This window comes from Undibacterium sp. KW1 (assembly GCF_009937955.1).
Taxonomy (GTDB): Bacteria; Pseudomonadota; Gammaproteobacteria; order Burkholderiales; family Burkholderiaceae_D; genus Undibacterium.
In genome coordinates this window covers 3,003,025-3,019,231 of record NZ_AP018439.1, presented here as the reverse complement: position 1 = coordinate 3,019,231, position 16,207 = coordinate 3,003,025, and the positions used below count along the sequence as shown (strand labels likewise).

Genomic DNA, 16,207 nt, shown 5'->3' with positions numbered 1-16,207 from the left:
TCAAGTCGCTTGTTTGAAATCTGGGCCTAAACTCGCGCCCACATTGGCAGCGCACTCTGCCCTCAGTTTGATTGGGGTAGGGTGCGTCGCTTTTTACCCGCTTGCCATGCGCAGGCAAGCTAGCAAAGATAGTATCCCTCGCCCATGAATGTCATAGAGTATTATCAGGATGCCTTGAGTCAGCGCGGTTTTCAGGCCGATGAGGCACAAAATCGCGCAGTTGATCGCTTGCAGACAGCCTATGAAGAATGGGTGGAATACAAGGGCAAGCGTGCAAATAAATTTACCCGTCTGATCACCCGTCCTGAAGTACCGCGTGGCGTTTATATGTGGGGCGGAGTCGGGCGCGGCAAGTCATTTTTGATGGACAGTTTTTATTCGGTTGTGCCAGTGGTGCGCAAAACCCGCTTGCACTTTCACGAATTCATGCGTGCCGTACACCGGCAGCTGGACGAACTCAAAGGCGTGGCAGATCCGCTTGATGAAGTGGCACGCAGGATCGCCAAGAAATATCGTCTGATTTGCTTTGATGAATTTCATGTGTCCGACGTGGCAGACGCGATGTTACTGTATAACTTGCTCAATGCCCTGTTTGAAAATGGCGTGTCTTTCGTCATGACATCGAATTACCAGCCTGATACTTTGTATCCAGATGGCTTGCATCGCGACCGCATGCTGCCAACGATTGCCTTGCTGAAGGAAAAACTCGATATCCTGAATGTAGATTCCGGCAATGATTATCGCAAGCGTGCTCTGGAACAGGTGCAGGCGTACCTGACACCATTGAGTGCAGCTACGGACAAGACTTTGCGCGATATTTTTGCCCGGGTTGCAGAAACCAGTGATGAAGACCCGCAAGTCGATATCGAGGGGCGCAAGCTCAAGTCCCTGCGCCGTGCTGGCAGTGTGATCTGGTTTGACTTTGCCACTTTATGTGGCGGACCACGCTCGCAAAATGATTATCTCGAAATCGCCAGTCGCTTTCATACTGTTGTTTTGTCGTCGATTCCACGCATGTCGGCTGCCATGTCTTCCGAGGCCAGGCGTTTCACCTGGCTGATAGACGTGTTTTACGACAACAAAGTGAAACTGATTATGTCGGCAGAAGTGCCTCCCGAGGAACTTTATACCAATGGTACCTTGTCTAATGAGTTTCACAGAACAGTGTCACGCATCATAGAAATGCAATCAAAAGAATATATGGATGCTGACCAACGCCAACTTGCGGAGAATATTGCCTGATGAAACGTTTATTGCCTGTAATCCTCGCATTGTTTGCGCAAATAATGTTTGCCGCACATGCGCTGGCTACTCCTGGTAGTACTGAACTTACACAGATTGCCAATCTGTCTGCGAGTCTGGATCAAAAATATGCTGCAGGTACTATCAGCAGCGCAGAGCAGGCCGAACTTGCCCTGCAAGAAAGTAATGCAGCGCAACTGCGTTTGCAAAGCTGGTACGAACAGTCTGAGCGAGCTTGTCACGATACATTTTTTGTCAATGATTGTCTCAGTGATGTTAAACAAAAGCGCCGTCAATACATCGTTGCCTTGCAGAGAATTTCCCTGGAAGCCAAAGCCTTGCAGCGTAAACTCCGTATAGAACAACTAGACAGAGAGCTGGCGCAACGCCAGGCCAAGCCCTGATCGCTGAGAGATTTGTAACTGGCTGTAAGTCTTTTTCCTTATCAAATGCCGCCATTTGAAGGCTGCCTCCGGGTTTTTGGTTACTGAAACCGGGATAGCACTGCTGGCGCAATGCCCACAAGTGATAGCTGTCTGTTGCCCACGGCAAGATTTGAATATGGAATCCCATCCCGCGCTGCGATATAAGTATTGCAAGTCTCTAAAAATTTCCTTACAGTCTGGCGTTAGCCGCATTGGCATACTGTAATCCAAGGAAATGATATATGTGGTTTGTGGGCGCAATCATAGGCTTTATTTTGGGCGTGGCGACCGGTTCTGGTTCTGCCATGTTCTTTTTTGCTTTGACCGGCGGCTTTGTTGGATATCTGATCGCCAGTTCGCGCAAGACTAATACCAATACCAAGCCGGTGGCGAATAAACCAATAAACCAGCCTGCGCAAAGCAAACCTGTCGATGCAATGGCAGAGATGCGCCAGAAAATTTTCACGCTTGAACACCGGCTGCAAACGCTGGAGCGTGAAATGGCCGAGCTCAAAGCCGGTGGCCTGATCATCAAGGATGCCGCAGCACAATCAGAACCGGTAAGCCAGCCGGCTGCAGAAGAAAAAGCAATGGCAGAGCCCCAGGTTGCTCTTGCTGCTGCAAAAGCAGCCGACGCCAGCACTAGCGTAGCTGTGCCGCTGACAACGGCATTTGGATCACAGGCTGACGCTGTTACTGCTGGCGCGCAAGAGAATGCGCAGCCACCAGCGCTGGACCTGGATATGCAGCCTTTGGAAGAAGCGATTCTTGCCAGAGAAATTCCGGCGGTCGTTACAGAGCAAGTCACTCCAATGGCAGTGGCTCAAGTTACAGAGCCCTTGGCAACTGTAGAAGCTGCAGCAATTGAATCGCCAATAGTAAGTCCCGCCATCGTAAAACCGCCGGTTGCCAAACGCCCACCACCACCGCCTCCAAAAACGTTGAGAGAAAGCTTGCCTGCGCCGCTGGCGAAACTGATTTTTGGTGGCAATGCACTGGTCAAAGTCGGTGTCCTGATCTTGTTTCTGGGCCTGGCATTTTTGCTGCGCTATACCGCAGAGCGGGTCACGGTGCCAGTGGAACTGCGTTACGCAGGTGTGGCTCTGTCTGGCGTGGTCTTGCTGGCACTTGGCTGGTTCTTGCGCAGCAAGCGCCGCGACTATGCCTTGATATTGCAAGGCATGGCGATAGGGGTGTTTTACCTGACCGCACTGTCGGCAATGAAATTGCATGCGCTGATCTCTCCTGATGTTGGCTTTGGCTTCCTGTTTCTGGTGTCTGTTCTCAGTGCCATATTGGCGGTCTTGCAAAATGCCCCTGTGCTGGCCATTGTTGCCGCAATTGAAGGTTTTGCCACCCCTGTTTTGATTTCCACCGGTGAAAACCGTCCGCTCGGTTTGTTCACATACATGGCCGTGCTGGATATAGGTATCTTCGTGGTCGCCTGGTTCAATGCGTGGCGTGTGCTGAACCTGATCGGTTTTGTTGGTACTTTTACCCTGGCATTGGGCTGGGCTGAGCGGAGTTATACCGATAGCCAGTACGGCATAGTCCAGCCTTTTCTGATTTTTTTCTTCGTCCTGTTTGCCCTGATAGGCTTGCTGTTTGCCCGCCGCACCCTGAAAGAAGCGGAAGTGCAGGAAGGTCCTTTGGATACCCTGAAGCGGGTAGGGCGGGTTGATAGCGCGCTGGTGTTTGGCAATCCCATCACCGCCTTTGGCATGCAATACATGCTGGTCAAACATACCGAGTTTGGCGCTGCTTTTTCTGCATTGGCTGTTGGCTTCTTTTACCTGTTGCTGGCCAGGTTTGTGTTTTCCAGAGCCAGGCAGGGATTGGCTCTGCTGGCAGAGGCTTATGTCATCGTGGCTGCCATCTTTGCCACGCTGGCGATACCATTGGGATTGGAAGGCGCATGGACAGGTGCTGCCTGGGCCATTGAGGGCGCAGGCATGTACTGGCTGGGCATACGCCAGCAGCGTCCTTATGCGCGCGGTTTTGCCTATGTCGTCATGGTAGGAGCTGCGTACAAGCTCTTGCATGGTATCTATATCAATCCCGAGGCAACTGGGCCATTGTTGCAGGGTGGTTTGCTGGGCCCGGTATTGCTGGCAATTAGCTGCTTTGTGGTTTGGAATCTGCATAGAAAAGCTAAGCCAGAGAATATTGCAAGCTGGGAAGCCATGCCAAATGCCGCATTGCCGTGGCTAGGCGTTGCTTCACTGGCCTTGTTGCCCTGGATGTTGCTTGCCCCGCAATTTGCAGCAGCGGCAATGGCAGTCGTGGCCTTGCTGGTATCGGCCATTGCCCGTCGTTATGCGCTGAAGGTTTTTGAACATATCTCTGCCACTTTGCAGGCTGCCGCGCTGGCTTCTTTCATGTTGACCCTGCATGTTGCCGTCAATGGTAATGCTGCGCTGGAAGATGGCTGGAAAGGTGGCTTGGCAGCTCTCATCATTGCTGGAAGCATATTGTTCAGTGCAGGGCGCTCCATGGTGGCGGCCAAGCGGGCTGCACAGGCGAAATCCTTGCCGCCAGCCTGGTCAATCTGGAACCAGGTTGCCATCGTCAGTGGTAGTGCACTGTTGCATCTGGCCATGCTGTTTGCCATCAACCTGACGCAGGCATCATTGATCTGGCCATTAACGGCCTGTCTCTTGTTGTGGGTAGGTTTGCGCATGTCGCATGGTGCGCTGGCAGGTTTCTCTGCTGCTTTGCAAGTCATTGCTGCTGGTTTGTGTCTGGTGGAGCCTGGCAAATACCAGGGCACGGCATTTGCGCATCTAGGCTTTTTGGTGCCTTTGTCGCTGGCTGTGTCAGCATGGCTCAGTGCTGATCTGATCCGGGCTGAAACTGCCAGAATGCGTGCCGTGCTGCTGGAACTAAGTGGATTTGGTCATGCTGCAAAACCGGATGAGATCAATGCTGCAGGGCAAAAATTGCCATCTGTTTGGCTCAATCCCTGGTGCAACAGCAAGCTGGCGCTTGGTTTGCCAGTTGTCTGGGGGCTGGCATGGTGGTTGAGTGCCTGGTTCCCTGAAAGTCTGGAATCCCTGGTGCGCACAGATCACCGCAATTATTCTTCGACCGTCGCTATCGTGATAGGTCTGGTCAGTTCAGCCCTGATGGCGGCACTGGCAGGCTGGCGTCAATGGCCTCAAATGGGTTTTGCCACCATCGTTACTTTGCCTTTGCTGATTTTTGCTGGTTTGATAGGCGTGGTCGGCGCGGATGGGTCTTATTTGCCATCTGCAAACCTGGGCTGGCTGGCCTGGCCCCTCGCACTGGCCTGGCATTTGCAGCTACTGAAGAAGCAGCAAAACTGGATGGCTGCTTCTTCGCCACTCTTGAGTCTGACGCATATCGCCGGATTCTGGTTCTTCCTGTTATTGGCAGCCCGCGAAGGTCAGGCACGCCTTGCGCCACTGGCTGATACTTGGTCAAGCTGGCCATTACTGGGTTGGGTGCTGGTGCCTGCGTTGGTCTTCTGGTTCATTGGTGCCAAACCGCTGGCAGTCAGGTGGCCGCTTAATTCTTACCGTAAAGCCTATATAGAGCAGGCATGTGCGCCCGTTGCCCTGTATTTGCTGGCGTGGTGCTGGTTGACCAATGCCTTCAGCGCGGGCGATGCCAGCCCCTTGCCTTATCTGCCTTTACTGAATCCGTTGGAATTGGGGCAATGGCTGGTGTTGGCGTCCTTATTGCACTGGTGGCGCGCTTTACCTATGGCGGCACTCAAAACAGACACCAAGCATGCCGCGACAGCATTGGTAGCCGCTACAGCCCTGGCGTTGTTGACGGGCATAGTCTTGCGTAGTTGCCACCATTTTGCCGGCGTGCCTTGGGATGCAGATGCCTTGTTTGCTTCGCGCCTGAGTCAGGCTGCCGTTTCCATTACCTGGGCAATTTGCGGCGTGTCTGTCATGTTGTTTGGTAACCGCCGCATGTCACGCAGCATCTGGATAGCCGGCGCTGCCTTGCTGGGCGTCGTGGTAGTGAAACTGTTCCTGATAGAACTGGCAGACCGTGGTGGCTTATACCGTATTGTCTCTTTCATTGGCGTTGGGATATTGCTGCTGGTGGTTGGCTACTTTGCACATGTACCTGTCAAGCCAAAAGAAATGCAGGCAGCTGCAGCATCCACGGATGACGAGACACCAGAAGACCAGGAGAAGGCGTCATGAGTATAAGCAAGCTGAAAATGAAATTGTCATTGCTGGCTGCCTGTGCGATAGCTTCAGCTGTAGTTGCAGCACAGGCGATTACTCCGCAGCTAAAGCACGCTGTCATCACCAGCACGGGAGTGGGGCCGTATTTTCAACTGGATATACCAACCAGTATTTACCCTGGCAGCCTGCATCCCGATCTGCATGATGTACGTGTGCGCAATGCTGATGGTGATCTCTTGTCGTTTGCCTGGGCAGACGTAGAAACGGCGAGTGCCAAGCTTGAGAGCAAAACAGTCAGCGCCTTTCCTTTGAAAGACATACAAAGCAGCAGCTTCAGCAGCTTCCGGCAAAATGCAGATGGCTCACTAAGCGCCTTGTCGCAAGTGAAAATCACCAGGCAAAATCCTGTGCCTGCCTGGATTATTGATGTCAGCAAGATCAAGGGCAAGTTATTGCAAGCCAGGTTCGGTATAGCTGAACAGGTAGATGGCATGTTTGGCTTCACGCTGGAAAGCAGTGATGACCTGAAAAACTGGCAATCGCTGGGTAGCGAACAATTGGTGCAATTGCGTCATCAGGGTTCCATGTTGCAGAATCTTGGCATCAGGCTACACCATGTCAGTGCGCAGTATTTGCGCCTGCGCTGGAATAATCCTGCAGATGCACCCTGGCTGGACAGCGTTATCATAGACAGCCAGCAAGAAGTCTATACACCACCGATTTTGCAATGGAGTAAGCCAATTCCGGTGAGGGCTTGTGGTGCAAATTATTGTGATTATTCCATCCCGGACAACACGCCCATAGACAGCCTGCGTTTGCTGGTGAGCGAGCCTAACACCCTGTTACATATCACAGTGCTGGCGCAGGTGACGACGACAACTGCGCCGGTGTCCTCTTATCATCACAGACATAGTCCGCTATATCCTCTGCATGTCTTAAGGAATCAGAAGCGTAATGCTGAAGTGCAGGTAGTAGATCAACAAGTCTGGTTGAATGACAGCATGGTTTATAAAATCAATCTGCAGAATGGTGAAGTGAAGTCACCTGATTTGCTCTTGGATGGTGCCAGTTATAAGACTTTGCGCTTGCGAACCGATAGCCCATTCAGCAAGTTGCGCAAAACCCTGCCTGAGATACAGATCGCCAGCTTACCGCGCAGGCTGGTTTTTCTGGCGCGCGGCAAACCGCCTTACCAACTCGAATGGGGAATGGAGAACAAAGAGGGGGCTGCAATACCTTTGACAACGCTCATTCCCAAAATGGATTTGAGTAAGCCAGTGCAGGCCGATATCGCCAGTGTGGAAATTGCCGACTATGTCGCACCTCAGCCTGTGGTCAAACCAGTCGCTGAGAAGACACCCGCCAAAGAGCACAAACCCTGGTTATGGGCGGCATTAGGTGTTGGTTTATTATTATTGGGCGGGATGGTATGGTCCCTGCTGAAGAATATGTCAGAAGATAAGGCAAAGACCTGAGTATTTGCTCAGGTATTAAATGCTTTGCAGGCGCTGCAAGGCGTCTTGCAGGGTAGTATCCTGCTTGGCAAAGCAAAAACGCACGATGCCAGATTCCTTGCCTTGCTGATAAAAAGCAGAAACCGGGATGGCTGCCACACCAATCTCAGTCGTCAGCCAGCGGGCAAATTCCAGTTCAGTCATGTCGGAAACTGCTGAATAATCAACAGACTGGAAATAAGTGCCAGCACATGGCAGCAAGCGCAAGCGTGAATTGGCCAGGCCAGCCCTGAACAGGTCACGTTTCTCTTGATAAAAGTCCGATAGCTCCAGATACGGGGCAGGCTTGCTCATATACTGCGCCAATCCCACCTGCATAGGTGTATTGACGGTAAAGACATTGTATTGATGGACCTTGCGGAACTCTGCCATCAGTGCTGCCGGTGCCGTTACATAGCCAACTTTCCAGCCTGTCACATGATACGTCTTACCAAAGCTGGAAATGATAAAGCTGCGCTCTGCCAGCTCAGGGTAGCGCGACAGCGATTCGTGGCGCTGACCATCAAACACCATGTGCTCATATACCTCGTCGGATGCAATCAATACCCTGGTATCACGCACGATATCGCTCAAAGCGGCGATATCATCCACACTTAGTACCGACCCGGTAGGGTTATGCGGTGAATTCAGCATCAGCAAACGGGTCTTGTCAGTGATGCTGGCTTTTACTTTTTCCCAGGGGATGGCATAGCCATTTGTCCCCAATTCCATACTGACAAACACCGGCACACCGCCTGCTAGCTTGATACTGGATACATAGCTGTCATACGCAGGTTCTATGACAATGACTTCATCACCTGCATGTACGCAGGCCAGCAAGATCGTCAAAATACCCTGGGTCGCGCCAGCAGTGACGGTGATTTCAGTATTCACATCATAAGCATGACCATAGATGTTCTTGATCTTGGTGGCTATTTGCTCGCGCAACTGCGGCATGCCTGGCATGGGCGGATATTGATTGTAATTATCCGTCATGGCCTGTGCTACCAGGGCAGGCAGAGCAGGGTCGCAGCTAAAGTCAGGGAAGCCCTGACCAAGATTGACCGCTTTTTTCTCTGCTGCCAGGGCAGACATCACTGAAAAGATGGTGGTGCCCACTTCGGGCAATTTAGACTCAGGTACGAAGCGGGCAGTAGTCGTCATCAGTGAAACTCTTCAAAAACTATAAGCGATTGATATAAAACGATTATTTTGTACCAAACAAACGGTCCCCGGCATCGCCCAGGCCAGGCACGATATAACCATGTTCATTGAGATGGTCATCAATTGAAGCAGTCACGATAGGTACATCAGGATGGGCCGCATTCATGACCTTGATACCTTCCGGGGCAGCCAGCAGGCACACGAACTTGATCGTCGTCGCGCCACGCAGTTTCAGGCGGGAAATGGCGGCAGCGGCTGAGTTGCCAGTTGCCAGCATGGGGTCAACCACGATCACCAGGCGGTCTGCGATATCTTCTGGCACTTTGAAGTAATACTCGACCGGTTCCAGTGTTTCTGGGTCACGGTACAGACCGATATGGCCTACGCGCGCATTTGGCAGCAAATCCAGCATGCCATCCAAAATACCATTGCCAGCGCGCAAGACTGAGATCACGCACAACTTCTTGCCACTGATGGTTGGTGCATCAATGGTGGTAATCGGCGTTTCGATCTTGACCAGTTCAATAGGCAGGTCACGGGTGACTTCATACGCCAGCATCTGGCTGATTTCACGCAACAGACGGCGGAAATTATCCGTCGGCGTGTCTTTGCTGCGCATCAGCGTCAGTTTGTGTTGCACCAGTGGGTGTCTGATTTCGGTAACGAGTTCGTTCAAGGTAATTCTCCGGCAATGTTGAGTTGACCGCTATTTTACGTCCCAGCCAGCATTAAGGGAAACGGATAAATCAGGAATTGAGGTGTTTTTCCACTTCTGCTCCAGCCATCGTCAAATTTTTCTTGATTGATAATCCAGTATAAGAAGTTCCGGCATGGCAGGGCCCGCGATGACGGTGAACGACTATCAGATCAGGAGTGCAGAAATGGACAGCAATCAGGCGTTGTTAAATAAATTATCTCTGGGAGATTACTCCCTCGATCGCCATGGCGACCGCAAGGACAATTATTTGCCACCAGAAGAGGCAATTGAGTCCAATACCCGCATCGATGTGAAAGGTATTCGTGAAGCCATCGCACGGGTAGAGGCAGAAGCCAGGGCCACCGTAGCAGCGGAAACAAGGCTGAAAGCAGAATCCCAAGCCAGGGCGCTGGCAGAAACCAGGGCGCAGGCAGAAGCAGAATCCGCCGAACTGGCTCAGCGCAAACTGGCATTGGAACAAGAAGCTATCGCCGGCGCGCAGGCAAAACTGATGGCAGAACGCCAGTCACGCGCCGCCAGTGAAGCCAGAATAGCTGCCACCGCCGAAGAAACCAGGAATCTGCAAGAACGCGCACTGATAGAGTCACGGGCCCGTGAACAATCAGAACAGCGTGCCAAACTCGAACAACAAGCCATAGAAAAAGCCGAGCATCAGTTCAAAGCTGAGTCAGAACTGGCTTCTCAAGCCCATGCAGAAGCAGAAAAACTCGCAACGCAAACCGCCAATGCCCGCAACTGGGCTGCAGAACGCTTTGCCGCATCCCAATCTGCACGCCAACAGGCAGAAGAACGCGCCCGCGCTGATGCCCGTATTACTGAACTGGCACGCGAACGTGAAAAACGCGACCGCGAAGCCCGTGAAACTGCAGAAATGCTGGCCAAAGTCCGCAGCGAATCCCTGCAAATCAGCAAAGAACGCGACCAGGCAGAAGCCATGGCGCTGGAATATGCCATCAACCGCGCCCCAGTGGAATTGCGCGCCCGTGAAGATGCATTGGCGCGCGTTGCCTTGGAGCAAGGTCAAGAGGCAATTGCCCAGGCCAGAATGGAGTCTGAAAGAAAAGCAGCAGAAGCCATACAGTTGCGCATGCAGTCGGAAGAAGACTTGCGCATTGCTGCCAACAAACGCGAACAGGCAGAAAAGATTGCTGCCGCGACTGCCCAAGCCCGTCGTGAAGCAGAGGACAAAATCCGCATGGTGACCGAGTCACGCATACGCGCAGAGCGCGAACTGCAATCAACTGCCATGACGCGCATAGAAAACGAACAGCAAGCTGACCTGCAAGCGCGGGCAAGACAAGCTGCTGAAGCCGCATTGGCAGAAGAAGCCCGCCAACGTCGTCTGGCTGAGCAGGAAGCTGCAGACAATGCCCGCCAGCGTGTCGCTGAAGAGCAACGGGCTGCCAAGCTGGCCAAAGAGCGCCTGGAGATCGAAAAACAGGCGGTACAAGATGCTCGTGAAAAAGCCGATTCAGAACAACAAGCCCTGAGTGCCAGTGCCTTCCAGGCTGAATTGCTGAAACGCGCCAACCTGGCAGCCGCAGATAAAGCCAAAAAAGCCCAGGAATTGATGATGGCTGAAAAAATGCGCGCTGCAGCAGAACAAAAAGCTGCAGCCGCCTTGCAGGAAAAATTGGCCGCCGAACGCAAAATGACAGAAGAAGCGGAAGCCCTGGCCAAGGCAGAGCAATCTCACGCAGAACTCTTGCGCATGCAAGAGCAGGCAGAACATGCACGCCGCATCGCTCAGGAATCAGAATGTGTGGCAGAAAAACTGAGCCTGGAAAAAACCATGGAGCAGGTGGAATTGCAGCAAAAAATGGCCGCAGCCGCTGCCAGAAAAAATCAAGATGCCAGCGAACTTCTGCGCGTCCAACAGCAACGCACTAATGATGAGGTGAAAGCGATGGAACTTCAGGAAGAAAAACTACAGGCAGAACGTCGCCGTGCCAATGCAGTGCAACAAGTGCTGAAGGCAACACAGGAAAAGCTGCAACTTGAACAAGCCGCCCAGCAAGAAGCTGAAGCCAGACTGCGCGCAGAAGAGGAGTCCAAGGCAATTGCCGCCGCCAGGGAACAAGCTGAACGCGAAGAAAGACTGGCGCTGGAAGCCACACTTGATGCAGAAAAAACTACTCTTGAGCAAACCGAACTGCAAAAAGATGCTCAATGCAAGGCAGCCAAGGTCGCTTTGCTGATTAGCCATCAAGCCACAGAAATGGCACGCGCAGAGCAAATGCATCTGGAAGCAGAAAAGCAGGCGGCAAGAGCAGCCAAGGAAAAACTGGAAGCTGAAAAAACAGCCGCCGAGCAAGTCATTGCCCGCGCTCATGCTGATCGTGAGCATGCCAATGTCCTGAACGCACGCCAGCAACAAGAGGCAGAAGCCCGTGCAGTACGTCAGGCCATGATCGCAGCAGAACAAGTACGCCTGCAAAAAATGCAGGAACACGCAGATCTGCAAAAACAATCTGCGGTACTGGCACAAACCAAGGCTGTTGAAGCTGAAGAACTCGGCAAGACTTTGCGCTTGCGTGCAGAGTCCGAGCAAAAAGCCCTGAACCTGGTCCAGCAAAAACTGGAAGCAGAAAAACGCCTGACAGCAGAATTGCAAGCCAAGGCAGTAGTAGAGCAGGAACAACGTGACCAGCACCTGGCCCGTCTGCAATCTGAGCAAGCTTTGCGTGCTGCGATGGAAAGCAAGGTCGCAGAAGAAAAAAAACTGCTGGAGCAAAACAATCAACAAGCCAAGGCTGAACAACAAGCGGCAACTGCCGCTGCAGCAAGGGTGAAAGCTGCTACTCAATTGACGCAACTTGAACAGGAAAAAGCCAAATCGCAGCAGCAGGCAGCGATGGCTCTTGAGGAGCAAGCCAGGCTGGAAAAACAAAAAGCTGATGCTGCAGAATTGGAAGCAAAAGCTGCAACAGAAAAACTGGCCGCAGAAAAAATTGCCGCAGAAGCAGCGGCTGTCAGAGCAAAAGCAGAACAGCAACATGCACAGGCTGCAGCAGTCAGGGCCAGGGCAGAGCAAGAAGCCAATGAATTGACAGCGGCCAAATTGCAAGCCGAACAAGCCCTGCAAATCCAGGCGCAAGCGTATGCTGCCAGCCAGCATAAAGCCCACGAACTGGTCATTGAAAAGAATAAAAAAGTTGCTGAACTTGACGCTGTCTTGCAGCAACGCCTGGCAGATGATCAGGCCTTGCTGGACACCACAGCAGCCAGACTGCAGGCAGAACAAGAAGCGCACGCAGACGTGCAAAGTCGTTTGTCCAGCGAAGCTGAGGCACAACAGTTTGCTGAAGCTCGCGCACGTGCAGAAAAAATCATCCGCGCCGCAACCGAAGCAACCCTGGCATCAGAAAAAGCCCTGTTCCAGGAACTGGCTGCTCATGCTGATGCACAAAGTCTCATGGCTGAGCTGCTCGCACAACGTCTGCAACAAGAGCAGGAATTGTTGGCTGCACAACAACAACGTATCGCTGCTGAACAAGCGGTACTGGACAGCCTGACAGCCAAACAACAGGCGGAGCTGGCAGCTACTGCAGAAGCAGAAGCGCGTCTGGTGGCAGAACAAGCGCAACACAAATTGATCTCTGAGCGCCAGGCTGCTGAAGCCCAAGCACGCGAACTGGCAGAAAAATTCAATGAAACTGAAAAACAATGGTTGGCACAAGCGGCTCAGGAAGCATTGATCAAACTCCAGGCAGCCGTCGTACTCGAAGAAAAAACAGCCTTGTTGCTGGAATTGAGCCGTGCCAGCCAGGAAAAAATCGCTGTCGAACAGCAAATCAGTGCTGAGCTGAAAACCAAACTGGAACAGGAAGAATCAGCAGAAATCACCCTGCAAGCCAAACTGGCGATAGAACGTGAATTTGCCGAAGCCGCAAGCGAACGTGCCTATAAGGAGCAAGAAGCTCTGGAAGCCACATTGCGCCTGGCGAATGCTGAACAAGCATTGCTGGCCCGCTCTGCTGAACACGCAGAGGCACAGCGTCTGGCAGCAGAAGCGACAGAAACCAGATTGCGCGAAGCTGAAGCCCTGACCATGACTGAAAACCAGCGCGCTGCCACTGAACTTGAAGCACTGAGTTTGGTGCAGCAAAAATTGGCGGTTGAACAAAAAGCAGCACAAGAAGCAGAACAACGCAAACTGGCAGAGCAAGAATACCTGAGCCTGTGCGAAATTCGCGCAAATGCAGAGCAAGATGCCAATGTCGCCATCCAGGCAAGGTTGCAAAGCGAAAAAGAAGCAACTGAACTGGCAAATGCACTGGCAATATCCGAGCAACAAGCCACTGAAGCAGCGCAGACCCGTGCTGAAGAATTGTTCATCTTGCAGCAAGCAGAACAACAACGTGCAGAGCTGGCACAGCGCGAAATCATCACCATACAGCAGCAAAGACAGATGGAGATGGATAGCCTGCAAATGACGCAGGATGCCTTGCGCCTCATAGAAGAAAAAATGGAAGCTGAACGTCTGGTCATTACGGCGACAGAAGAACGCGTACGTCTGGAGTCAGAATTGGCAGAACAAAGCAAGCAACGCGCAGAACAACTGTTGATCGCCAACGCACTGGAACAAGAAAAACTGGCACTGGAGCGTGAAATTGCAGAAGCCACGGCCCTGCAAATCGCTGCCGACGAACAAGCACTGCCAGAACTGCGCGCCAAATTATTGGAAGAAAGCCAGCTTGAAACACTGGAGGCGCAAAGGCTGGAAAAAGAACAAGCACTGGCTGCAGCTATAGCCGCGCGTGTTGAAGAAGAAAACACATTGCTGGCCCACGCTGAGCAGGCATTGGCTGTGGAAGCAGAATTGAAAGCTGAATTCACATCGAAACTGCATACTGCTGAAGCCCAGAGACTGGAAAAAGAACAGGCTTTGGCCGCAAGCTTTGCAGCACGTACAGAGAAAGAGAGTGACTTGCTCAAGCAAGCTGAGCAAGCCCTGGCAGTAGAGGCAGTATTACAGGCTGAGCTGGCATCCAAACTGGAAGCGGCTGAAGCACAAAGGCTGGAAAAAGAGCAGGCACTTAATGCTGCTATCGCCAAACGCATGGAAGAGCAAGGTGTGCTGCAAGCCAAACTCGAAGAACAATTGTCATTGGAAGCGGCATTGCAAGAAGAGCTGCAGCAGCAATTGATTGCGGTTGAAGTTCAAACTCAGCAAAAGCAACAGGCATTAGCAGATGCGGCAGCAAAACGTATCGCCGATGAAAAAGCCTTGCAGGCGCAACTGGAAAAACAAGCTGCCGACGAAGCAGAACTGCAAGCCATGTTGCAACAACGTGCTGAGCAACAAGCTGCTGCTCAGGAATTTATTGAACAGGCTTTGGCATCCGCCAGGGAATGGCAGGAACAAAACAGACTGCAGATCCAGCAACAAAAAGAGGAGTTGCAAGCCGAAGCAGAAATGGCAAAACAAACACTGGAAGCTGAGCATCAGGAAGCAGAACAACTGGCGCAAGCCCTGATCAGCAAGCTGCTCAGTAACAGGCAAACATCAGAAGAGTGGCGCCAACAGGTTGAGCAAATGCTGGCGGCAGCACCGATCACTGTGGCTTATGATGCAACAGCTCAGCAAGACGAAGTACAAAAACGCTTCCGTCTGCGCCCATCTGTTATTGCCGGTTTGTTGTTATGTGCTGGTATTGCAGGTTTTGCCGGTTTCAGTAATTTTGCGTTGAGCGGCGCGACAGCTTCCCGTGCAGTGACGCAAAAAACGGCCGTGTTGGAACAACTTGCGCCAGTCGAGAAAGTGAATGGTGGCTTGCACATGACTTATGAGTTGGCTGCTCCTGCTGATCAGGCGCCCTCAAAGGCGGACGAAGGTAGTAAGGTCACGACCACTCAACTGGCTTTGGCGGGTAGTCGCTAATCAGAAGTATAGTATGGACAAAAAAGCCGCGCAATTTGCGCGGCTTTTTAACTATTACATGGTAGTGGGCGATTAATGTGCGAAGGTAATTAACGCAATTAACGCAATTCCAAAGTCAAAAATTCTACTCCCTGCGTCTTGGAAGACGCCATATTGAATTGCGACAGCGATCCCTGGCCCAGCAGTGGCTGGCAGGTTTTGCAAACTGCGGCCGTGACTTTGCGTAATTCAAATGGGCCAACTTTGATATTGTCGATCGTGACGACGCGGGCTTGTATGATCCTTCCATCCGCAGTCTGCATATTAACGAGAGGTTTTACCACTTTGTAGGACACTTTGGAGTCGTTAAGCATATCGTCGCTGAGCGTGGTTTTGGTGGCACCGGTGTCGACCATGAATGCTTCTATTTTGTTGTTGCCAAGTTTTACGGGAGCGTAAAAATGCTCTTTGGTCTTTGGCAGGCGCATGCTTTTCACTGTTGTGGTGGCAGTTTGCCCTTGGCGTTCCAATGACGATTCAATGGCGATGCGCTGGCCGTCAAAATAATGGCCGTGCCCCTGTGCTTCCAGTGACGAATCGAATGAGGCGAGCAGGGCCAGAGCTTCAAATTCGCGCTTGCGCATGACGAGATATTTCGCAACGTCGCCACGCACGTTCACCAGACTGGGAACTATTGCCAGTGTTTTATAGCCCCAGTCTATGGCTTCTTCTATACGACCGGTTTTTCCAAGGCTTTCTGAATAAGCAGCGAACAAGTCGTAGGCGCCTTCTCCCATACTGATGGCTTTTTCAGCCTGGACGATACTCGCCTCCGGTTTGTCTGCCCAATGATAGGTGATTGCCAGGCTGGCGATGGCTTTTGCGTCGGTAGGACGCATTTTGATATATTGGTTCCAGTTTTTTTCTGCGCAATCATAGCTGCGTACTTGCATGCACTTTACAGCGCCGTCTTTATAGGCTGAAGGAGGATAGGTTTCTGCAAAGGAAGGTGAGCTGATTGCAATGCAGGTGACGAGCAGGGCTGAAATTTGGTTACGCATGAGTTTATTGGTCTTTAAGAGCCCTAAAAATTGCGGCAATTGTAACATTTAAACTTTTCTGTAACAGAGGGT

At 52.0% G+C, this 16,207-nt stretch carries 8 protein-coding genes; 5 read left to right on the top strand and 3 right to left on the bottom strand.

Translation table 11 applies throughout. The features are described 5' to 3' along the window. Nucleotides 1-144 precede the first annotated feature (144 nt). From zapE to UNDKW_RS13550, 4 genes are all read left to right on the top strand, one after another. A complete protein-coding gene (gene zapE, locus UNDKW_RS13565) occupies nucleotides 145-1,242 on the top strand; it encodes a cell division protein ZapE (protein ID WP_162059125.1) in 1,098 nt (365 codons plus the stop codon). Next, on the top strand, nucleotides 1,242-1,646 hold the full coding sequence (locus UNDKW_RS13560) for a hypothetical protein (protein WP_162059124.1): 405 nt from the start codon (nucleotides 1,242-1,244) through the stop codon (nucleotides 1,644-1,646). Before zapE ends, UNDKW_RS13560 begins: the two co-directional genes overlap by 1 nt. 263 nt (nucleotides 1,647-1,909) lie before the next feature. Continuing rightward, nucleotides 1,910-5,851 (top strand): DUF2339 domain-containing protein, encoded by a 3,942-nt coding sequence (locus UNDKW_RS13555; RefSeq protein WP_162059123.1) that lies wholly within the window; start codon nucleotides 1,910-1,912, stop codon nucleotides 5,849-5,851. Further along, nucleotides 5,848-7,311 carry a DUF3999 family protein gene (locus UNDKW_RS13550; RefSeq protein ID WP_162059122.1) on the top strand — a complete coding sequence of 488 codons (1,464 nt, stop codon included), beginning with the start codon at nucleotides 5,848-5,850 and terminating at the stop codon, nucleotides 7,309-7,311. The genes UNDKW_RS13555 and UNDKW_RS13550 overlap by 4 nt, the downstream gene beginning before the upstream one ends. Before the next feature lie 15 nt (nucleotides 7,312-7,326). Here the strand turns inward: UNDKW_RS13550 and UNDKW_RS13545 are convergent, their stop codons facing one another. Further along, nucleotides 7,327-8,493 (bottom strand): pyridoxal phosphate-dependent aminotransferase, encoded by a 1,167-nt coding sequence (locus UNDKW_RS13545; protein WP_162059121.1) that lies wholly within the window; start codon nucleotides 8,491-8,493, stop codon nucleotides 7,327-7,329. 43 nt (nucleotides 8,494-8,536) lie between these two features. Continuing rightward, nucleotides 8,537-9,169, bottom strand: coding sequence for a uracil phosphoribosyltransferase (upp, locus tag UNDKW_RS13540; RefSeq protein WP_162059120.1), 633 nt, complete (start codon nucleotides 9,167-9,169; stop codon nucleotides 8,537-8,539). Nucleotides 9,170-9,374: 205 nt separating this feature from the next. Between upp and UNDKW_RS13535 the strand changes: the two genes are divergently transcribed. Then, entirely contained in the window at nucleotides 9,375-15,095 is a 5,721-nt protein-coding gene (locus UNDKW_RS13535) for a hypothetical protein (protein WP_162059119.1), read from the top strand. Nucleotides 15,096-15,193: 98 nt separating this feature from the next. On the opposite strand, the gene UNDKW_RS13530 is transcribed toward UNDKW_RS13535, so the two are convergent. Next, complete coding sequence (locus UNDKW_RS13530; RefSeq protein WP_162059118.1) at nucleotides 15,194-16,135, bottom strand: retropepsin-like aspartic protease; 942 nt, start codon at nucleotides 16,133-16,135, stop codon at nucleotides 15,194-15,196. Between the last annotated feature and the right edge of the window lie 72 nt (nucleotides 16,136-16,207).

What these genes read in the sequence shown, in the direction of transcription:
- zapE (WP_162059125.1), top strand. Translation starts at nt 145, where the DNA reads ATGAATGTCATAGAGTATTATCAGGATGCCTTGAGTCAGCGCGGTTTT.
- UNDKW_RS13560 (WP_162059124.1), top strand. Translation starts at nt 1,242, where the DNA reads ATGAAACGTTTATTGCCTGTAATCCTCGCATTGTTTGCGCAAATAATG.
- UNDKW_RS13555 (WP_162059123.1), top strand. Translation starts at nt 1,910, where the DNA reads ATGTGGTTTGTGGGCGCAATCATAGGCTTTATTTTGGGCGTGGCGACC.
- UNDKW_RS13550 (WP_162059122.1), top strand. Translation starts at nt 5,848, where the DNA reads ATGAGTATAAGCAAGCTGAAAATGAAATTGTCATTGCTGGCTGCCTGT.
- UNDKW_RS13545 (WP_162059121.1), bottom strand. Translation starts at nt 8,493, where the DNA reads ATGACGACTACTGCCCGCTTCGTACCTGAGTCTAAATTGCCCGAAGTG.
- UNDKW_RS13535 (WP_162059119.1), top strand. Translation starts at nt 9,375, where the DNA reads ATGGACAGCAATCAGGCGTTGTTAAATAAATTATCTCTGGGAGATTAC.
- UNDKW_RS13530 (WP_162059118.1), bottom strand. Translation starts at nt 16,135, where the DNA reads ATGCGTAACCAAATTTCAGCCCTGCTCGTCACCTGCATTGCAATCAGC.